An 18,918-nucleotide genomic window follows, 5' to 3' on the forward strand; every position below is an offset into this window, starting at 1 on the left:
TAAAGTATGAAAATATTTAAGATAACCCTAGCAATGATTGGTATGCTTACGCTAGGGAGTTGTACAAAAGATTTAGAACTGGACACACCAGATCAGTTTTCTGACGAAACCTTTTGGACAAGCGAAAACAACGTAAGAGCATATACATGGGGTTTTTACAACATGTTTGTTGGTTACGGAATTGGTACTGGAACAACATCTGATTTTTATTTTAATTCATTTCAAGATGATCAAGCAGCCGGTACTTTTCAAAATTTTGCAGTTTCTGCCGCAGCTACTAATGGTAACTGGGACTGGACTCAAATTAGAAAAGCGAATATTATGATAGATCGCGTGAAAAAGATGACTAACCTTTCTCAGGACACAAAAAACCATTATGAAGGAGTAGCAAGATTTTTCAGAGCTTTAGACTATTTTAATAAAGTTAAAATTTTCGGTGATGTTCCTTACATTGATAATGAATTGGATATCGCTGATGTAACTACAATTTATAAACCTAGAGATTCTAGAAAAATTGTAATCCAAAAAGTATTAGAAGATTTAGATTTTGCTATTGCAAATTTAAAAACTGTTGATTTGGATAATACAATTAATAAAAATGTAGCTTATGCATTAAAATCTAGAGTAGCTTTATACGAAGGAACTTATAGAAAATATCATACTAATTTAGGCTTAACTGCTGATGCAAACAGTTTATTAACCCAAGCTAAAGATGCATCGTTAGCTTTAATGAATGGTACATTTACTTTAAATCCATCGTATGAAACTATTTATAGTTCTATTGATTTAACTGGAAACAAACAAGTATTGTTATTTAAAAAATACATTACTGGTGTTCAAGGTCACTCAATCATCAACTATTTAACAAGTACTACTTTAATGAATGGTTTAACTAAAAATGCTGTTGAAGCTTATACTACAACAGATGGTTTACCAGTTTCGCAAGTAGGTGGTGCTCCTCTATATGCTGGTGATGATGGTATTGATAAAGTTAGAACAAATCGTGATAACCGTTTATTAAAAACTATTGCTGATTACACCGCTTATAATGGTAAATTAGTTAATGGTAGAAGTTCTAGTACAGGTTATGTTCCTGTTAAGTTCTTAAACCCAAATACTAACCAAAACGGTGGACAAAACGATACAGACGCGCCTTTATTTAACTATGCTGAGGTTTTATTAAACTATGCTGAAGCTATGGCTGAATTAGGTACAATGGATCAAGCTGCATTAGACAGATCTGTTAACTTATTAAGAGCTAGAGCTGGTGTTGCTCCATTAAAATGGAACGGTACTAATGTTATGTCGGGTACTACTGGTACAACTGTAATTAATGATGCTAAGCGTACTGCTGATGTTTCTCCATTATTATGGGAAATTAGAAGAGAGCGTAGAGTTGAGTTAATGATGGATGGCTTTAGATTCGATGATATTGTTCGTTGGAGAAAAGGTGATTATATGACTAATAGCTTAAATCCTGATATTTTCTTAGGTGCAAAAGTACCTACAGCTGCAAATGTTAGAACAAATGCTAACGGTTATTTAATGCCTTATACAGCAACTACAAACAGAACTTTTATAACGCCTAAGCACTACTTAACAGCGGTTCCAACAGGTCAAATTTCACTATATTTACCTTATGGTGGAATGACTCAAAACCCTGATTGGTAATTAAAAGTTTATTATAAAAAAAATGCCCCGAAGTAATTCGGGGCATTTTTTTTATGTATATAATTTAAAATATTTTAAATCCTACACTCACCAAGAACGTGTTTAGCTTTTGTTTGTATTGGTCGCTTGTATAAATGTTAGATAAACCAGTTTCGTACCTTAAATCTACAGTGAAATTAGAGATATCTACCCCGGCGCCAAATTGAGCTCCAAAGGTTTGGTCTTTATAATTTTTTGTGTCTCCTAATTGTTGAAAAGAATTAGAAAAATTTGATGTTGATTTGTCTAAATTAAATGAAATTACAGGGCCAGCATTTAAACGAAAATTGAAATTATTAGCTCCAAATTTCTTTCCTATTAAAACAGGAACATCCATAGTTGTAAACTTCACCGTACCTTCAGTAGTAACAGTAGTTCCGTTGGTATTAATTTCTACAAACTTATTTTCTTTACTGCCAAAATATAGCTCAGGCTGTAGATATATGCCAGAGCCACCTATTCTGGCCCATGCACCAATCTGATAGCCTAATCTATTTTCTGCATCCGCAAAATCTGAATTTATTTTTGCAAGATTTACACCCCCCTTTAAACCTAAATTAAAGGTTTGAGCATACGACACTGTGCTCATAAAAGCAATGGTAACACAGGTTAAAATTAATTTTTTCATAATCGTTGTTCTTAATGAATTTTAAAATTGTGAGTTATTTGTTTAATAAAAAAATAACCATTTAAATTTTAATAAGTTTCTAATACTTTTATTTTTTAATTTTGTATATTAAACTAATATATGGCAAGTTTTACATTAACAAATGAAACCTGGGAAAAGGTTAAAATAAAATTCTTGAGAAAGTACAGAGAGCTTTCTAATGCAGATTTGCAATTTGTTCCTGGCAAGGAAGAAGAATTGGTTCAACAATTAATGAATTTAGTAAAACGCGACCGTGAATACGTTGAGTTTACGATCAAGAAAGCTTTAGCCGATCCAAAAGGTAATCGTTTATAATGAAAAAAGTATACCGTCTTATATTTGCATTTTTGGTGACAGCTTTTCTGTTGTCGGCAACAAATAGAGACGATTTATTTCTAGTTTCTCGGAATTTAGATGTTTTTGCTGCTTTATTTAAGGAGGTAAACATCAACTATGTTGATGAAACTAACTCTTCTTCTATGGTTAGAAGCGGTATTAATGCTATGCTTGCGGATCTAGATCCTTATACCGAATTTGTTCCCGAATCTGAAATAGAAGCCTTTCGCTTAAAATACGTAAGTGCCCAGTTTGGTGGAATTGGCGCTAGTACAATCCAAATTAAAGATAGATTTTTTATCAATGAAGTAAGTGAGAACAACCCTGCTCTAAATGCTGGATTGCTTCCTGGAGATGAATTGATGGAAATAAATAATATCTCACTCAAAGGAAAGGACAGAAATCAATTGGGTGTATTGCTTAGGGGGCCTAAGGGAAGCAAAATTGATTTAGTTATAAATAGATCAGGGGAAGTTTTAAAAAAGACATTAACCAGGGATTTAATCGTCCAAAAAAATGTGACTTATTCAGGAATGATTGATGGGAACTTGGGCTATATTAAATTAGATAAATTTTTAGAAAATGCCTATTTAGAGGTAAGAAATGCTGCTATTGAATTAAATAAACACCAGCCAGCCGGATTAATTTTAGATTTAAGGGGAAATGGGGGTGGAATTCTCCAAGAAGCTGTGAAAATTGTTAATCTCTTCGTAAAGCGTGATTTAGTTATTGTTGTTCAAAAAGGTAGAAACGTTGAAAAAAACGTGGTTTATAAAACCTTAGAAGATCCTTTGCTGCCAGAATTGCCATTGGTAGTATTAATAAATGGCTCTTCGGCCTCTGCTTCAGAAATAGTTGCAGGAGCGCTTCAAGATTTAGATAGAGCCGTTATAGTAGGTCAAAAAAGTTATGGTAAAGGTTTAGTTCAACAAACTTTTAATCTGCCTTATAATAGCCTGGTTAAAATTACAGTGGCAAAATATTATACGCCTTCAGGAAGGTGTATTCAGGCCTTGGATTATACCAGCCATAACAAAATTCAAAAAGGAACAGATTCTTTAAAGAAAATTTTCACAACTAAGTCTGGAAGGACAGTGTATGATGGAAATGGAATATACCCTGATTTTACAGTGCCGTCTGAGCCAATAAGTACAACTGGTGCTATGATGCTGAATAAGGCTATGTTTTTTGATTTTGCAAATAACTATAAGAAATTAAATCCTTCTGTAACCAATTCTAAGCGCTTTCAGTTATCGGATGCAGAATTTACCGCTTTTTTAAATTCATTGCCAACGGTAGACGATAGCTTTTCTGCTAAAACCAATCAACTGATTAATGAATTGGTAAATGAGGCAAAAAAGGATCAGCGTTATGATGTGGTTAAAATGGATATAGATAAGCTAAAAGCAAAAATGTCATTATCTCCTAAGGAAGCCTTTATTAACCATAAGCAAGAGATAAAAAGATTATTAGAAAGTCAAATTATATCGAGGTACTTCTTAGAAAAGGGAAGAATTGAACAGTCTTTTCAATATGATAAAGAGATGGAAATGGCTGTTGAAATCTTAAGTGATAGTCAAAAAGTAAAAGAAGTACTTTCTGGAAAAGGGAATTATAAAAAAATAGGCGACTCTAAATAGAATCGCCTTTTATTTATTTTAAGCACTACGGTATTAATGTAGTTTTAATTTTAAATTATTTAGTGCTGGAGATAATTTAAGCTGACAAGCCAACCTAGAATTAGGCAATAAATCTGGCAAAGTATCTAACATTGCGTATTCGTCATCACTCATTTCATTTAACTTTTCTTCTCCTTCTAAAATATCTACACAGCAAGTTGCGCATAAAGCCATCCCGCCACAAGTAGCTAAAATATCATATTCTGAAGCTTTAAGAAACTCCATCAGGCTTAAGCCCATATCGGTAGGTGCTTCTAGGGTAACTACTTCACCATTCTCGTGCTGTACGTGTATTGCAATGTTGTTTTCGTCCATAATTAAAATTCTGAAACGCCGTTTACAGTAGTATATTTCATCGTGTATTTTACACCTGGATTCATATATTGATAAGCACTATGACTCATTAATGCAGCTTCATGAAAACCACATAAAATTAATTTTAGCTTATTAGTATATGTATTAATATCTCCAATTGCATATATGCCAGGGATATTGGTGCTGTAATCATCAGTATTTACCTCAATTGCACTTTTACTAATATTTAAATTCCAATCTTCGATAGGGCCTAATTTCGGGCTTAATCCAAATAATGGAATTAAATGATCTGTTTCAATGATGGTTTTTTCCATCGTTTTGTTTTGAATAACTTCAACTTTTTCAAGCTTATCATCGCCATAAACTGCGTTTAAGTTGCTATTCAAAATCAAATTAATTTTTCCTGCTTCAGCAAGTGCCATAACTTTATTTACTGAATCTGGAGCACCACGGAAGCTTTCGCTTCTATGAACTAATGTAAGCTCTGAAACTACATCAGAAAGAAAAATTGCCCAATCTAAAGCAGAATCTCCACCTCCAGCAATAACCATTTTCTGTCCTCTGTATTTCTCAGGATCTAAAATCATATAATTTACACCCTTTCCATTTTCGAACTTCTCTAAATTCTCTACGGCAGGTTTTCTTGGTTCAAAACATCCTAAACCACCAGCAATAACTACAACTTTGGCTTCAATAACAGTGCCCATGTTAGTAGTTAAAACAAAATCTGCTTCGCCTCTTTTTTCTAAACCTTCTACACGCTCACCTAAAGTAAAAGTAGGGTGAAATGGTTTAGCTTGCTCCATTAAGTTATCAATTAACTCTTGAGCTAAAACTGTGGGATAACCAGGTATATCGTAAATAGGTTTTTTTGGGTAAATTTCTGAAAGTTGTCCGCCAACTTGTGGTAAGTAATCTATTAAATGGCATCGCATTTTTAAAAGCCCTGCCTCAAATATTGCAAATAAACCTACGGGTCCGGCGCCAATAATGGCTATATCTGTTGAAATCATTCGTCTATATTTATTGCAAAGTTAATAAATAAAGTCTGAATTTATTCCCTATTTAGACGTGTTCTAAATAATCTGATTTTCCGATGATATTGTGGGTTTATAAATTTAATTATCTTTGATTCTTAATGGATAAAAAGATATACTTTGCCTCAGACTTTCATTTGGGTGCGCCTAATAAAGACGCTAGTTTAAAGCGTGAAAAAACAATTCTCGAATGGTTGAATTTTATAACGCCTACATGTAGCGAATTGTTTTTGATGGGAGATATCTTCGATTTTTGGTTTGAATACGGAAAAGTTATCCCCAAAGGCTTTGTAAGATTACAAGGAAAACTTGCTTCGATGTCTGATGCGGGTATAAAAATTTGGTTTTTTAAAGGAAATCACGACATGTGGGTTAATGATTATTTTACCCAAGAGTTAGGTTTAACCATTATTAGTGATGAAATGATAATGGAGCGTTCGGGCAAGAAATTTTATTTACATCATGGCGATGGTTTAGGTCCGGGCGATAGAAAATATAAAATTTTAAGAAAAGTATTTAGAAATCCATTTTGTCAATGGTTGTTTTCTATTCTACCACCCAGAATTGGGTTATTTATCGCTAATGGATGGTCTGGGAAAAGTAGGGTTTCTAATAATAAAAAGGAACATTTTTTAGGCGAGGAAAATGAATGGTTGTCTATTTATTCTAAAGAAGTTCTCGAAAAAGAACATTTCGACTATTTTATTTATGGACATAGACATCTGCCTTTAGATATTCAATTGAACAGCAAATCGAGGTATATTAATTTAGGAGAGTGGATAAACTATAATTCTTATGCCGAATTTGATGGCGAAACCGTTCAATTAAAATATTTTAAGGACAAATAGAGAATACATGCTTTCCTGAAATTCTTATTATTTATTTTCTTAATTTTGTAAAATAATTATGTTAGATAAACTAGAAGCCATCAAATTAAGGTGGGAAGATGTAGAAGAGCAATTGAGTAATCCTGATACTGTTCAGGATATGAAGCGTTTTGCGGCCTTAAATAAAGAATACAAAGATTTGGGTAAGATTGTAGATGAATATAAAATCTACAAAAATGTACGCAGTAATATAGATGCTAACAGGGAAATTCTGGCTACAGAAAAGGATCCTGAAATGCGCGATATGGCAAAAGAAGAGTTAGATCTTTTGCTTGTAAAGCAGGAAGAGATGGAAGAAGCCATTAGATTGATGTTGATTCCAAAAGATCCTGAAGATGCTAAAAATGCTGTTTTTGAAATCCGTGGAGGAACGGGAGGAGACGAAGCTGCATTATTTGCAGGTGACTTATACCGTATGTATACTCGATATTTTGATTCTAAGGGCTGGACTGTAGAAACAGTTGATGTAACTGAAGGATCTGCCGGTGGGTATAAAGAGGTAATTCTTAAAGTTTCTGGAGAGGATGTTTATGGTCAGTTAAAATATGAATCAGGCGTACATCGTGTTCAACGAGTTCCAGATACAGAGACTCAAGGACGTGTACATACTTCTGCAGCATCAGTAGCTGTTTTACCAGAAGCTGAAGAAATAGATTTCTATTTAAATCCTGCTGATATTGATTTACAAACATCGCGCTCTGGCGGTGCTGGTGGACAGAACGTAAATAAAGTAGAAACCAAAGTTCAATTAACGCATAGACCTACAGGAATTGTTGTGGTTTGCCAAAGAGAGCGTTCTCAGTTAGGGAACCGCGAAATAGCGATGGAGATGTTGCGTAGTAAATTATACGATATTGAATTGCAGAAAAAGGTTGGGGATATTGCTGCTAGACGTAAAACTATGGTTTCAACGGGCGATAGATCTGCAAAAATTAGAACTTATAATTATCCTCAAGGTCGTGTTACCGATCATAGAATAGGATTAACACTATATAATTTAAGTAGTGTAATGGATGGTGCGGTTCAGGAACTAATTGATGCACTGCAATTTGCAGAGAATGCAGAAAAAATGAAAGAAGGAGCAATCGGATAATTTCTAATTATTTTCATTTTTTTTTGAAAATATAACAAAAGACACTATATTTGCATTCCCGAAAGGGAAACGGACCGGTAGTTCAGCTGGTTAGAATGCCGCCCTGTCACGGCGGAGGTCGCGGGTTCGAGTCCCGTCCGGTCCGCAAAACACAACCACTTCAATTTTTAATTGAGGTGGTTTTTTGCTTTATAAAGGTTTTGAATTCCTTTTCCTTGATATCTCCAACCATTTTATAAACTAGTATTGATTTAACAGTAGACTTTATGTAACTTTAAATTAAATCAAATTTTTGAAATATGTTAGGAGATTTATCCAAGCGAGAAATCATAGATTTTATTGCTCAGCAGTCTATAGGAAGATTAGGCATGCATGCCGATGGAGAAACCTATGTAGTGCCAATTAATTATCTTACAAGAGATAATGTTATTTACGCACACTCTGGTCCAGGCAAAAAAATTGATATGATGCGCAAAAATCCTAATGTTTGCATTCAGATTGATGAAATTCAAGATACTTTTAGATGGAAAAGCGTAGTTATGTGGGGTAAGTATGAAGAGCTTTCTGGCGAAGAAAGACAGCAAGTAATGCAAGGATTAATTCAGAAAATTATGGCTGTTACAGACGATAAGGCAAAAGAACCTTCCCACGGAATAGATCCTAAACATTATGATTCGTTGATAGTCTATAGAATTACTATGGAAAAGGCGACTGGAAAATTTGAATATCACGATTAAATTCTCTCCTAAAGCAGAACAATTTTAAACTTTATTTACGCTGCTTTGTTATAGGATAATGATTATAAAATATACAGTCGGGTTAATTTCTCTTGCAGGGGTAATCGTTCTACTCGGTTCTTGTGTTTCTATTCCTAAAGGCGCAAAACCATTTACACCTTTCAATAAAGATAAATACTTAGGAAAGTGGTATGAAATTGCCCGTTTCGATTTCAAACATGAAAGAAACCTTAATAACGTTTCGGCAAATTACTCTATAAATCCAGATGGATCAATTAAAGTCGACAATAAAGGGTTTAATTATTTATCGAATGAATGGAAGCAAAGTATTGGATCAGCAAAGTTTGTTGAAAATGAAAATGTTGCCAGACTCAAGGTTTCGTTCTTTAAGCCATTTTATGCAGGATATAATGTTATTGAAATAGATAACGATTATAAGTATGCCTTAGTAATGGGTAATAATCTTAATTATATTTGGATACTTTCTAGAGAAAAGTCTATCCCAGAAGAAATAAAACAAAAATATATCGCGAAAGCTAAATCTATTGGTTATGATACCGATAAATTTGTTTGGGTAGAACACAATCCATAATTACTCGATAATAATGGCGTGCTTTACCAATAAACCTTCAATATCTTCACGAGAAAACTTCGCTTGCTTTATTGAGTTGGTCTCAGGATCGATAATATAATTTCTAGCGAATCTAAAATCAGCTTTTCTTAAATTACTTTGATAAAAAGTAGCATTCAAAAAATCAGAATAAGTTAAATTGCATTCACTTAAATCGGTGTCTGTGAAATCAACCTCCTTAAAAAAACAATGGCTGAAATTAGATTTTGATAATTTTAGCTTATAAAAACTAGATAAATTAAATACAGATCGCTCTGCATTTATTTCCATTAAGAATGGATCGCAATAATCAAATCTAACACCTAAAATCTTACAATCAATAAATCTAACGTTTCTAAAGGCAGTTTTATTCGTCTTAATTAAACTTAAATTACATTGAGAAAATGTACAATCTATAAAGATGGTTTTAGAAAAATCCTGATTTTCTAAATTACAATTTGTAAAAGTACAATCTTCATATTGACTACCTATTTGATGGTTTTGAAAACTTAGCGCATCAAATTTTTCGTTAAAATATTCTGGTGCCATAATAATAATTAGAATACAAATATAGCAGATTAAGCATTTGCTAATTGAACTCTAATTAGGCAGTAAAAAGATTAACTAAACAATTCTTGTTCATCTCTATCTGCCACTGGAATTTTCTTTAAAAAGTCATCAAAACTAGGGCCAATATGATCTGAGTAAATACCATAGGCATCCATAATATAGCCAATTGTACCTTCATTATCTTCAACAATATATAGGGCCGAATTATCTGCGGGATCAGACATGCCTTCGAATCTATAATTTTTCACTATGGTTAAGGCTTCAGGGGTATAAATTTTATTATTTTTTGAACCCACCATCAAACCTTCCTCATTCATAGTAATTTCGTTATCTCTTCCTTTTAATCTTAATTTTTCTAAAATCTGACTTAAAGTGTTCATTTCTATAGGCTGTTCCATAATTTTATCTTTTGTATTAATAACAAATTCTAACTCAAAAGGTTTATAAAAAAAATGCCCATAACAGCAGATTCACTGTTATGGGCAATATTTTAGAGTAATAATTTATTAAATATTAAAAGCTTTTTTTACAGCATCTAAATAATCTAATTTTTCCCAAGTAAACAATTCAACTTCAATTTGTTTTTCTTTTCTATCACTAGAGATAAACGTTTTTGTTATGGTTTGAGGCTCCTTACCGAAATGCCCGTATGCGGCAGTTTCAGAATAGATTGGGTTTCTTAATTTAAGTCTAGTTTCAATGCCATAAGGAGTCATATCAAAAATATTTGATACAGTTTTAGCAATTTCACCATCAGCTAAAATATTTCCTGAGCTATCTTTCACTTTAGCAGTACCATAAGTATTAATATAAATACCCATTGGCTCAGCTACTCCAATTGCATAACTTACTTGAACTAAAATTTCATCGGCTACGCCAGCAGCAACTAAATTTTTAGCAATATGTCTGGTTGCATATGCAGCTGAACGGTCTACTTTAGATGGGTCTTTCCCAGAAAAAGCGCCACCACCATGTGCTCCTTTACCTCCATAAGTATCTACAATAATTTTTCTACCTGTTAAACCTGTATCGCCATGCGGACCGCCTATTACAAATTTTCCAGTTGGATTAATGTGATATTTAATGTCGTTATTAAATAAATGAGCAAATTGAGGATATTTTTTAGCTACTCTAGGAATTAAAATAGAAATTATATCTTCTTTAATCTTAGCTAACATATTAGACTCTTCGTCAAAATCATCATGCTGTGTAGAAATTACAATAGCATCTATTCTAACTGGCTCATTTAAGTCGTTATATTCTAGTGTAACCTGACTTTTAGCATCTGGACGTAGATATTTAATTTCTTTATTTTCTCTTCTTAAATCAGCAAGTTCAATTAACAACTTATGTGCTAAATCTAAAGCCAATGGCATATAGTTTTCAGTTTCGCGGGTAGCGTATCCGAACATCATACCTTGGTCTCCTGCACCTTGAAGCTTTTTGTCGACTTTATCTACACCTTGATTAATATCTGGACTTTGCTCATGAATGGCAGATAATACACCACAAGAGTTGCCATCAAACATATACTCACCTTTAGTGTATCCAATTTTATTAATAACTTCTCTAGCTATTTTTTGAACATCTAAATAGGCAGATGATTTTACTTCGCCAGCAAGAATTACTTGGCCAGTAGTTACTAAAGTTTCACAAGCAACTTTAGAATCTTTATCGAACGCTAAGAAATTATCGATAAGCGCATCAGAAATTTGGTCCGCAACTTTATCGGGATGACCTTCAGAAACAGACTCAGACGTAAATAAGTATGACATATTAATTTTTTTAAATAATTAAAAAGCGAGCCTGATTTGGCAAAAAGCCATAAAAAGAGTGAAAAATATAATTAGCACTTTTTTTTACGTGGTTGCAATCTTGTTTGGAAAACTTCGCAAATCAGTCCACTTAATTCACACAAAAATAGAACATTTAATTTTATTAAAAAAATATAAACTATTTTGCAGCTTCAAAATAATGAAAACGATTAAAGCATATTTTATAATCAATCCAATTTCTGGAGGGAAAGCCAAAGATCATTTAAAATCTTTGTTAAATAAAGAGTTATCACAAAGCTTTTCGGAAATGGAAATTGTTTATACCGATTATATTAAGCATGCTGAAGAATTAACAAGACATGCTATTGCGCAAAATTTTGATTTAATTGTGGCAGTAGGAGGAGATGGAACCATAAATGAAGTGGCAAAAAATTTGGTTAATACACAAGTTAAATTTGGTATTATCCCTTATGGCTCCGGCAACGGATTAGCTAGGTTCTTAAATATCCCGTTAAATACCCATAAAGCGATTAAAAACATTAAAGAAGGGGTTTGTTTAAAAATGGACACCGGCACTTTAAATGCCAAATCTTTTTTTAATATGGCAGGAGTAGGTTTTGATGCTAAAATCGGATATCTTTTTAGTAAAACCATAAAAAGAGGCTTCAGTAATTATGTGAAAATTGTTTTAAGAGAAATTTATAGTCTTAAACCTACTTCATTTAAAGTAATAATTGATGGTCAAGAATATAATGAAAGGGCTTTTATGATCAGTATTGCCAATTCTTCTCAGTATGGGAATGATATGAATATTGCTAAAGAAGCAAGTGTAACCGATGGCTTATTTGATGTATGTATAATAAAACCTTTTCCAAAAATCTTATTGCCATATTTTGGAGTTTTGATGGCAATGAATAAATTAAAAACTAAATATTTGAAAATAATTTGCGGCGAAAAAATTCTTATTCAGAGTGAAGGCTCTTTTTTTGCGCATTTAGATGGTGAACCAATCTTTATAGAAAAAGAAGTAAACATAGAAGTTTTACCATTATCATTAAACATAATTGTACCTAAACAGCGCGTATGAAACCAAAAAAAATAAGCTTGGGAGATTTGGGTGGGATAATGTACTCTACAGATCCCGATTTTAAAATTGAAGAACCAGTAAATGAAGAAGAAATTGTTGAACCAAAGCACCAAGATTTACGCGTTCAGCTAGATAAAAAAAATAGAGGCGGTAAAGCTGTTACATTAATTACAGGCTTTAGAGGGAGTGAATTACAGCTCCAGGAACTGGGTAAAAAATTAAAATCTAAATGTGGTGTTGGTGGTTCGGCTAAAAATGGCGAAATAATGGTTCAAGGAGATTTTAGAGAAAAAGTATTTCTATTGCTTCAAGCAGAAGGATATAAGGTTAAAAAATCAGGGGGATAGTGTATTTTAAATGTAATTTTTTTGAAGGTTAAACCTTAAAAATCAATAGTGTAAAGTTGACAATAAGTAAAATTTTTTACAAATATTACTCGTAAGTGCATGTTCAAGTCCTTAACTTTGTCCTAACTAATATTTAATAATGCAAAGAAGATTAATAAACGGGCTGGATTATTTAGGTATTCAGCAAGCAGATATACGTTATCAACTTACACCAACTGAATTAATAGAAGAAGCCCTATTAAATGGGGAAGGTACACTTGCAGATTCTGGAGCCCTTGCTGTAGATACAGGTAAATTTACAGGAAGATCACCAAAAGACAGATTTGTGGTTGCCGATGAAGTAACTAACGACTCGGTTTGGTGGGGAGATATAAATATTAAATTTAAACCAGAGTTATTTGATCAGCTATTGCAAAAAATGGTTGCTCATTTACATGGGAAAAAAGTTTATGTAAGAGATGCATTTGCTTGTGCCGACCCGTCGTATAAAACTACTATTAGAGTAATCACTGAAACAGCTTACCAGAATTTATTTTCGAATAATTTATTTTTAAGGTATGCTGCCGAAGAAGAAATACCAGCTTCGGAATGGACGATTATTGCCATCCCAAGTTTTAAAGCAAACCCGTCTGAAGATGGCACGCGCCAAGAGAATTTCTCGATTTTGAATTTCTCAAAGAAAATGATTTTAATTGGGGGAACTGGATATACTGGAGAAATTAAAAAAGGTATTTTTTCTGTTTTGAACTTCGTTCTACCTGAATTAAAAAACACATTATCTATGCATTGCTCAGCTAATGTTGGGGAAGCAGGAGATACAGCAATATTTTTTGGTTTATCTGGAACTGGAAAAACAACTTTATCAGCAGATCCTTCAAGAGGATTAATAGGTGATGATGAACATGGATGGAGCGAAGATTCTGTTTTCAATTTTGAAGGCGGATGTTACGCGAAGTGCGTTGATTTAACAGCGGAAAAGGAACCGGAAATTTTCAATGCGATTAAGTTTGGGGCATTATTAGAAAATATAAATTATTTTGAAGGAACTCGTACGGTAGATTTTTCTAATATAGAAAAGACAGAAAATACTAGAGTTGCTTATCCTATTAATTATATAAAGAATGCTATTGAGCCATCAATAGCAGGAAGTCCGAAAAATATATTTTTCCTTACTGCAGATGCATTTGGTGTTTTACCCCCAATATCTAAATTGAACGCCGGTCAGGCCATGTTTCACTTTATTTCGGGATATACAGCCAAAGTTGCAGGAACAGAAGCGGGTGTAACAGAACCGCAAGTTACTTTCTCTGCTTGTTTTGGAAAAGCCTTTTTACCTTTGCACCCAACAAAATATGCGGCACTTTTAGGTAAAAAGATGCATGAGAACAACGTAAATGTTTGGTTAGTAAATACAGGATGGAGTGGAGGAGCTTATGGTACTGGTCAAAGAATGAAATTGGCATATACTAGAGCGATGATAACTGCTGCTTTAAAAGGAGAATTAGATGGAGTTGAATTTGAGCATCATCCGGTATTCGGATTAGCAATGCCTAAAACTTGTCCAAACGTTCCTTCAGAAATATTAAACCCAAGATTAACTTGGGGAGATATGCAACAATATGACGACAAAGCAAATGAGTTGGCAAATGCATTTATAGAAAATTTCAAGCAATTTCAGGAATTTGCAACCGAAGAGATGCTATCGGCTATGCCAAAAGTCAAGGAAATTAGCTTTTAATGTATCTTTTTTGTTCGATTATTTGTTTTTAAAAAAATTTTTAGCTTTTATTGTGAAAGATTGTCTCAACAGGACAATCTTTTTAATTTTAGTAGTAAACTAAAAATACAGTTTTAATTTCTTGCGAAACAAAAATTTAATTGTAATTTAGAGATAAGTTATATTTTTGTGTAGCAACTTAATTGAATAAAGTAGGTTAGGTTATTACTATTATTACTATCTAAATTTTAAAAAGAACTAAAAACTAAAAATTTAAAAACTAAAAAAAAATGGCAAACGCACCAAAACCAACAACTGTAAAAAAGGAAAGCTCTTCGTCTTCAAACCTTTTTGCTACTCTTGTAATTCCAATCTGTTTAATTGTAGGATTTTCAATCTACACATTTGTGTTCGGTAATCCGGAAAACTTCATCGACAACAATCCGGAAAATCTTCCGAAACAAGGAAACTTTTATGGTATGGCTCACAAAGCAGGTTATATCGTAGCGATCATCATGGGTATGTTATTAATGGTATTCGTGTTCTCAGTTGAGCGTTTAATCGTAATCGGTAAAGCTACTGGTAAAGGAAACTTAGAAGGATTTGTGAAAAAAGTACAAGGATTTTTATCTTCAGGTAACATTGATTCAGCTATCGCAGAATGCGATAAACAACAAGGATCTGTTGCTAACGTAATTAAATCTGGATTATTAAAATATCGTGAAGTTGAATCAGATTCAAACTTAAATGTTGAGCAATCTGTTGCTGCAATTCAAAAAGATATCGAAGAAGCAACTTCATTAGAAATGCCAATGTTAGAGCAAAACTTAACGATCATTGCTACTTTAGTATCAGTTGGTACGTTAATGGGTCTATTAGGTACAGTAACAGGTATGATTAAAGCTTTCGCAGGTTTAGCGAACTCAGGAGCTCCAGATCAAGCAGCATTAGCGATTGGTATCTCTGAGGCACTTGTAAATACTGCAACCGGTATCTTAACTTCTACTTTAGCAATTATTATGTATAATTTATTCACTTCAAAAATTGATAAATTAACTTATGCAATTGATGAAGCTGGATTCAGTATCGTTCAAACTTACGCTAGTAAGCATAAATAAGAATTATTTTTAATTTTTTTTCTCGGCTTTATGGAAAACCGAGATAATTAACATCATTAAATTAAATAAGTAATAATTTTTGTTATGCCAAAAGTAAAAGTTGCCAGAAAGAGTACCGCAGTAGATATGACCGCCATGTGCGACGTAGCCTTCCTGCTGTTAACTTTCTTTATATTAACAGCAACTGCACGTCAGGCAGATCCTTTGGAAGTGAAGATTCCTTCTTCAACTTATCAAATGAAAGTTCCTGATAAAGATATTAGTATCATTACAGTTGCGAAGGGAAAAGTGTTTTATGAGATTATTGGCCAGGACATTAAAGGTAGAACTTTGGAGTTGGTAGGTAAGGATTATGGAATTACTTTTACCCCTGAAGAAATCAAAAGATTTAAAGTAATTCCTTCATTTGGTGTGCCAATCGGAAGTTTAAAACAATACATTATGATGAATGCAGAACAGCGTAAAGCTTCTGGATTAGAGTCATACGGTATTCCAATGACAGACACAACCGAGAAAGGCGAATTGTCTAGATGGATTTATAGATCTCGTGAAGCTGTAAAAGAATTGCATAATGAGCCAATGCTGATAAGTATTAAGGCTGATTCAAATGAAGAATATCCTTCTTTTAAGAAAGTAGTGGATGTACTTCAAATGCAGAAAATAAATAAGTTCAGTTTAATTACGTCACCAGAAGCTGGTGAAAAATAATAAGAAATCATGGCAGAATTAGACACCTCCGGCGGAGGTAAAAAAAGTAAGAAGGTCAGAAGTAAAAAACAATCTACTCGGGTTGACCTTACAGCGATGGTAGATCTTGCATTCTTATTAATCACCTTCTTTATGTTAACAACATCGTTATCAAAACCGATCGCGATGGATGTAGTTAAACCAGATAAGAATAAGGAAGATCCTACGGTTACTTTCGATTTTCCTGAGTCACGTACGATGACTATTTTAATTGGTAAAGACCATAAAGTGGCATGGTATATGGGATTAATTGGAAGTAAGCCAACAATTGAGAGCATTACTCAGGTACGTGCTTCTTTAATTGAATGGAAAAATAAAGTTGCTGCTGCAAACAATAACAATCCGGATAAACCCCTAATTGTTATTGTTAAGCCAACAAAGAGTTCACAGTATATGGATTTTGTGAATGTGATGGACGAATTAAAAATTGCAGGTATTGAGACCATCGCAATTGATGATGACAACATTAAAGCACCTGAAATCCAAATGATGAAAGATAGTGGCGTTTATTAAAATTAGATAAAAGAAAATATTATGTTCGGAGCAAAAATAGATTTATTTAAAAAGGAATGGCTCGATGTAGTGTTTGCGTCTAAAAATAAGAGTTATGGGGCTTATGAATTAAGAAAAACCAACTCTTCAACGACCACACGCGCATTGATCATTGCTTCGGTTATCTATGTTGTAATGTTCTTTGGTCCTAAAATTTATGCATTAATTGCAGATTTAGCACCTGAAGAGCAACAAGTAGTAGCTACAGAAGTTACTGTAGTAGAACCACCTCCAGTGGACGAGAATACTCCTCCACCGGTAAATGTGGAACCCCCACCTCCAAAAACTGATCAGGTTAAATTCCCTCCACCAGAGGTAAAACCAGATAATCAGGTTAGAGATGAAGAACCACCAAAATTAGAAGACTTGAAAAAGGCTGATCCTGGTCAAAAAACAATTGCAGGTGATCCTGATGCAGATATTGTTATTGCTGCTCCTGTTGGAGAAGGCCCAAAACAAGCTGCAGTAGTAGAAGACAATAAAGTTTACGATTATGTAAGTTTAGAGGTAATGCCTGAGTATCCAGGCGGTATCAATGCTTTCCGTAAATATATTGGTGATAATTTAAGATATCCTCCTATTGCTCAAGAAAATAACTTTACTGGTACTGTTCACGTTGAATTCTTCATCGAAAAAGATGGATCTATTTCTAACGTAACTGTAGCAAGAAAAGTTGGTCAGGGCTTAGATGAGGAAGCTATAAGAGTAATTAAAGCTAGTAAAAAATGGACTCCTGGTATCCAAAACGGTAAGGAAGTTCGTGTTAGATACAGTGTTCCTGTAGCATTTAAATTAAATTGATCTCAATAATTGAATTTTTTAGACAGAAATCGCCTAAACAGCGATTTCTGTTTATTTTAGGATCTATCATGCTCCTAATTTATTTGTTTTTGGGGGTAGGATTAATTCTGAATTTGTCTTTCTTCAAATACTTCGAGTTTACTTCTGGAATTAGAATTAGTTTCGGAGTTTTATTAATTGTTTACGCTATTATTAGGTTTAGTCGTTTAATCACAAAAAATGATGATGAAATTTAGAAATGTATATTTTCTAGCTATTCTATTTCTTTTTGCTTGTACTGAAGAACCTACCAACGAAATTAAAGAAACCGCAACTTCTGGAAACATGAAGGTGTTAGTTGATGATAGTTTCGCTGATATTATTGACGAACAAATTCAAGTGTTTACATCCGATTATCCTAATGCTAATATTGTTCAGATAAAAGGAAATGAAGGTAATTTGATGCCAACATTTTTAAATGATAGTACTCGCTATATTATCTTATCTAGAATGTTGACAGAAGATGAAGAGAAGATTTATAAAAACAGAAAGATACCCGTAAATACAGATAGAATTGCTATTGATGGTATCGCATTAATCGCCAAATCTAATTCTATTGATAGTAATATCAATGTTCAAGAATTAATAGATATTATGAAAGGCGAAGGTAAGAATGGTAAGAGTCTGGTGTTTTCTAGCCCTTATTCATCTACTTTAAGATATTTTAAGGAAATGGCTGGTGTGGATTCACTGCCAAAGTCTAATTTGTTTACCTTGACAAATTCGACCGAAGTAATTGATTATGTTTCCAAAAATCAAGGTTATATTGGTGTTGTAGGTTTAAATTGGTATATCGATCAAACTACAGATGGTATATCTAATAACCCCAATATTATGTTAATGAATGTTAAAAATTTACCTGGCAAAAAAGGGGATAAAAAGTTTTATAAACCCACTCAGGATAACATTATAAGCGGTATTTATCCATTATTACGAAACATTTATGTAATAAATGCTGAAGGAAGAAATGGATTAGGCACAGGATTTGCAACCTGGTTAACAAGTGAAAGAGGGCAATTGGTATTTCTTAAATCTGGATTAGGTCCACATAAATTAACACCACGTACCCTTAATATTACTAACAACTAAATTATATATTTGAACCCTGAGGT

General features: G+C 33.2%; 21 protein-coding genes and 1 tRNA gene. 16 read left to right on the plus strand and 6 right to left on the minus strand.

What is annotated here, in order from left to right:
• Positions 1–6: 6 nt before the first annotated feature.
• Positions 7–1,671, plus strand: coding sequence for a RagB/SusD family nutrient uptake outer membrane protein (locus VRU49_RS04150; protein ID WP_330145522.1), 1,665 nt, complete (start codon positions 7–9; stop codon positions 1,669–1,671).
• A 64-nt stretch (positions 1,672–1,735) separates the two neighbouring features.
• Here VRU49_RS04150 and VRU49_RS04155 read toward each other — a convergent pair whose 3' ends face one another.
• Complete coding sequence (locus VRU49_RS04155; protein ID WP_330145523.1) at positions 1,736–2,338, minus strand: porin family protein; 603 nt, start codon at positions 2,336–2,338, stop codon at positions 1,736–1,738.
• A gap of 120 nt (positions 2,339–2,458) precedes the next feature.
• Here VRU49_RS04155 and VRU49_RS04160 point away from each other — a divergent pair, with 120 nt between their 5' ends.
• Both VRU49_RS04160 and VRU49_RS04165 read left to right on the plus strand, forming a co-directional pair.
• On the plus strand, positions 2,459–2,674 hold the full coding sequence (locus VRU49_RS04160; protein WP_330145524.1) for a hypothetical protein: 216 nt from the start codon (positions 2,459–2,461) through the stop codon (positions 2,672–2,674).
• The gene (locus VRU49_RS04165; RefSeq protein ID WP_330145525.1) at positions 2,674–4,335 is read left to right on the plus strand and encodes a S41 family peptidase; all 1,662 of its coding nucleotides are present in this window, start codon (positions 2,674–2,676) and stop codon (positions 4,333–4,335) included. Before VRU49_RS04160 ends, VRU49_RS04165 begins: the two co-directional genes overlap by 1 nt.
• Positions 4,336–4,368: 33 nt before the next feature.
• Here VRU49_RS04165 and VRU49_RS04170 read toward each other — a convergent pair whose 3' ends face one another.
• The gene (locus VRU49_RS04170; RefSeq protein ID WP_330145526.1) at positions 4,369–4,689 is read right to left on the minus strand and encodes a 2Fe-2S iron-sulfur cluster-binding protein; all 321 of its coding nucleotides are present in this window, start codon (positions 4,687–4,689) and stop codon (positions 4,369–4,371) included.
• A 2-nt stretch (positions 4,690–4,691) separates the two neighbouring features.
• Positions 4,692–5,702: an NAD(P)/FAD-dependent oxidoreductase gene (locus tag VRU49_RS04175; RefSeq protein ID WP_330145527.1), complete on the minus strand. Its 1,011-nt coding sequence runs from the start codon at positions 5,700–5,702 to the stop codon at positions 4,692–4,694.
• A 125-nt stretch (positions 5,703–5,827) separates the two neighbouring features.
• Between VRU49_RS04175 and VRU49_RS04180 the strand changes: the two genes are divergently transcribed.
• The 5 genes from VRU49_RS04180 (at position 5,828) to VRU49_RS04200 (ending at position 9,035) form a co-directional block, all read left to right on the plus strand.
• Positions 5,828–6,574: a UDP-2,3-diacylglucosamine diphosphatase gene (locus tag VRU49_RS04180; protein WP_330145528.1), complete on the plus strand. Its 747-nt coding sequence runs from the start codon at positions 5,828–5,830 to the stop codon at positions 6,572–6,574.
• Positions 6,575–6,632: 58 nt separating this feature from the next.
• Positions 6,633–7,706, plus strand: coding sequence for a peptide chain release factor 1 (prfA, locus tag VRU49_RS04185; protein ID WP_330145529.1), 1,074 nt, complete (start codon positions 6,633–6,635; stop codon positions 7,704–7,706).
• 71 nt (positions 7,707–7,777) lie between these two features.
• Positions 7,778–7,851 (plus strand) — tRNA-Asp (locus VRU49_RS04190).
• Positions 7,852–8,005: 154 nt separating this feature from the next.
• Positions 8,006–8,443: a pyridoxamine 5'-phosphate oxidase family protein gene (locus tag VRU49_RS04195; protein WP_330145530.1), complete on the plus strand. Its 438-nt coding sequence runs from the start codon at positions 8,006–8,008 to the stop codon at positions 8,441–8,443.
• A gap of 58 nt (positions 8,444–8,501) precedes the next feature.
• Positions 8,502–9,035, plus strand: a complete 534-nt coding sequence (locus VRU49_RS04200) for a lipocalin family protein (RefSeq protein ID WP_330145531.1) — start codon at positions 8,502–8,504, stop codon at positions 9,033–9,035.
• Here VRU49_RS04200 and VRU49_RS04205 read toward each other — a convergent pair whose 3' ends face one another.
• The 3 genes from VRU49_RS04205 to metK form a co-directional block, all read right to left on the minus strand.
• Entirely contained in the window at positions 9,036–9,602 is a 567-nt protein-coding gene (locus VRU49_RS04205; protein ID WP_330145532.1) for a pentapeptide repeat-containing protein, read from the minus strand.
• A 71-nt stretch (positions 9,603–9,673) separates the two neighbouring features.
• On the minus strand, positions 9,674–10,021 hold the full coding sequence (locus VRU49_RS04210; protein WP_330145533.1) for a hypothetical protein: 348 nt from the start codon (positions 10,019–10,021) through the stop codon (positions 9,674–9,676).
• A gap of 108 nt (positions 10,022–10,129) precedes the next feature.
• Entirely contained in the window at positions 10,130–11,398 is a 1,269-nt protein-coding gene (metK, locus tag VRU49_RS04215; RefSeq protein WP_330145534.1) for a methionine adenosyltransferase, read from the minus strand.
• A 199-nt stretch (positions 11,399–11,597) separates the two neighbouring features.
• On the opposite strand from metK, the gene VRU49_RS04220 reads away from it, so the two are divergent.
• The 8 genes from VRU49_RS04220 (at position 11,598) to VRU49_RS04255 (ending at position 18,895) form a co-directional block, all read left to right on the plus strand.
• Entirely contained in the window at positions 11,598–12,485 is an 888-nt protein-coding gene (locus tag VRU49_RS04220) for a diacylglycerol/lipid kinase family protein (protein WP_330145535.1), read from the plus strand.
• Positions 12,482–12,832: a translation initiation factor gene (locus tag VRU49_RS04225; RefSeq protein WP_330145536.1), complete on the plus strand. Its 351-nt coding sequence runs from the start codon at positions 12,482–12,484 to the stop codon at positions 12,830–12,832. The genes VRU49_RS04220 and VRU49_RS04225 overlap by 4 nt, the downstream gene beginning before the upstream one ends.
• 139 nt (positions 12,833–12,971) lie before the next feature.
• Positions 12,972–14,570 (plus strand): phosphoenolpyruvate carboxykinase (ATP), encoded by a 1,599-nt coding sequence (pckA, locus tag VRU49_RS04230; RefSeq protein WP_330145537.1) that lies wholly within the window; start codon positions 12,972–12,974, stop codon positions 14,568–14,570.
• Positions 14,571–14,839: 269 nt separating this feature from the next.
• Positions 14,840–15,667: a MotA/TolQ/ExbB proton channel family protein gene (locus tag VRU49_RS04235; RefSeq protein WP_330145538.1), complete on the plus strand. Its 828-nt coding sequence runs from the start codon at positions 14,840–14,842 to the stop codon at positions 15,665–15,667.
• An 84-nt stretch (positions 15,668–15,751) separates the two neighbouring features.
• Positions 15,752–16,375, plus strand: coding sequence for an ExbD/TolR family protein (locus VRU49_RS04240; protein WP_330145539.1), 624 nt, complete (start codon positions 15,752–15,754; stop codon positions 16,373–16,375).
• A 9-nt stretch (positions 16,376–16,384) separates the two neighbouring features.
• On the plus strand, positions 16,385–16,927 hold the full coding sequence (locus tag VRU49_RS04245) for an ExbD/TolR family protein (RefSeq protein WP_330145540.1): 543 nt from the start codon (positions 16,385–16,387) through the stop codon (positions 16,925–16,927).
• Positions 16,928–16,948: 21 nt separating this feature from the next.
• The gene (locus tag VRU49_RS04250) at positions 16,949–17,767 is read left to right on the plus strand and encodes an energy transducer TonB (protein WP_330145541.1); all 819 of its coding nucleotides are present in this window, start codon (positions 16,949–16,951) and stop codon (positions 17,765–17,767) included.
• 219 nt (positions 17,768–17,986) lie between these two features.
• On the plus strand, positions 17,987–18,895 hold the full coding sequence (locus VRU49_RS04255) for a substrate-binding domain-containing protein (RefSeq protein WP_330145542.1): 909 nt from the start codon (positions 17,987–17,989) through the stop codon (positions 18,893–18,895).
• Positions 18,896–18,918 lie beyond the last annotated feature (23 nt).

It is taken from the genome of Pedobacter flavus (genome assembly GCF_036324285.1).
In the GTDB taxonomy this organism is placed as follows: Bacteria; Bacteroidota; Bacteroidia; order Sphingobacteriales; family Sphingobacteriaceae; genus Pedobacter; species Pedobacter flavus.

Excerpts from the sequence above, each read along its gene's own strand:
- VRU49_RS04150 (WP_330145522.1), top strand. The coding sequence starts at position 7 with ATGAAAATATTTAAGATAACCCTAGCAATGATTGGTATGCTTACGCTA.
- VRU49_RS04155 (WP_330145523.1), bottom strand. The coding sequence starts at position 2,338 with ATGAAAAAATTAATTTTAACCTGTGTTACCATTGCTTTTATGAGCACA.
- VRU49_RS04160 (WP_330145524.1), top strand. The coding sequence starts at position 2,459 with ATGGCAAGTTTTACATTAACAAATGAAACCTGGGAAAAGGTTAAAATA.
- VRU49_RS04165 (WP_330145525.1), top strand. The coding sequence starts at position 2,674 with ATGAAAAAAGTATACCGTCTTATATTTGCATTTTTGGTGACAGCTTTT.
- VRU49_RS04170 (WP_330145526.1), bottom strand. The coding sequence starts at position 4,689 with ATGGACGAAAACAACATTGCAATACACGTACAGCACGAGAATGGTGAA.
- VRU49_RS04175 (WP_330145527.1), bottom strand. The coding sequence starts at position 5,702 with ATGATTTCAACAGATATAGCCATTATTGGCGCCGGACCCGTAGGTTTA.
- VRU49_RS04180 (WP_330145528.1), top strand. The coding sequence starts at position 5,828 with ATGGATAAAAAGATATACTTTGCCTCAGACTTTCATTTGGGTGCGCCT.
- prfA (WP_330145529.1), top strand. The coding sequence starts at position 6,633 with ATGTTAGATAAACTAGAAGCCATCAAATTAAGGTGGGAAGATGTAGAA.
- VRU49_RS04195 (WP_330145530.1), top strand. The coding sequence starts at position 8,006 with ATGTTAGGAGATTTATCCAAGCGAGAAATCATAGATTTTATTGCTCAG.
- VRU49_RS04200 (WP_330145531.1), top strand. The coding sequence starts at position 8,502 with ATGATTATAAAATATACAGTCGGGTTAATTTCTCTTGCAGGGGTAATC.
- VRU49_RS04205 (WP_330145532.1), bottom strand. The coding sequence starts at position 9,602 with ATGGCACCAGAATATTTTAACGAAAAATTTGATGCGCTAAGTTTTCAA.
- VRU49_RS04210 (WP_330145533.1), bottom strand. The coding sequence starts at position 10,021 with ATGGAACAGCCTATAGAAATGAACACTTTAAGTCAGATTTTAGAAAAA.
- metK (WP_330145534.1), bottom strand. The coding sequence starts at position 11,398 with ATGTCATACTTATTTACGTCTGAGTCTGTTTCTGAAGGTCATCCCGAT.
- VRU49_RS04220 (WP_330145535.1), top strand. The coding sequence starts at position 11,598 with ATGAAAACGATTAAAGCATATTTTATAATCAATCCAATTTCTGGAGGG.
- VRU49_RS04225 (WP_330145536.1), top strand. The coding sequence starts at position 12,482 with ATGAAACCAAAAAAAATAAGCTTGGGAGATTTGGGTGGGATAATGTAC.
- pckA (WP_330145537.1), top strand. The coding sequence starts at position 12,972 with ATGCAAAGAAGATTAATAAACGGGCTGGATTATTTAGGTATTCAGCAA.
- VRU49_RS04235 (WP_330145538.1), top strand. The coding sequence starts at position 14,840 with ATGGCAAACGCACCAAAACCAACAACTGTAAAAAAGGAAAGCTCTTCG.
- VRU49_RS04240 (WP_330145539.1), top strand. The coding sequence starts at position 15,752 with ATGCCAAAAGTAAAAGTTGCCAGAAAGAGTACCGCAGTAGATATGACC.
- VRU49_RS04245 (WP_330145540.1), top strand. The coding sequence starts at position 16,385 with ATGGCAGAATTAGACACCTCCGGCGGAGGTAAAAAAAGTAAGAAGGTC.
- VRU49_RS04250 (WP_330145541.1), top strand. The coding sequence starts at position 16,949 with ATGTTCGGAGCAAAAATAGATTTATTTAAAAAGGAATGGCTCGATGTA.
- VRU49_RS04255 (WP_330145542.1), top strand. The coding sequence starts at position 17,987 with ATGATGATGAAATTTAGAAATGTATATTTTCTAGCTATTCTATTTCTT.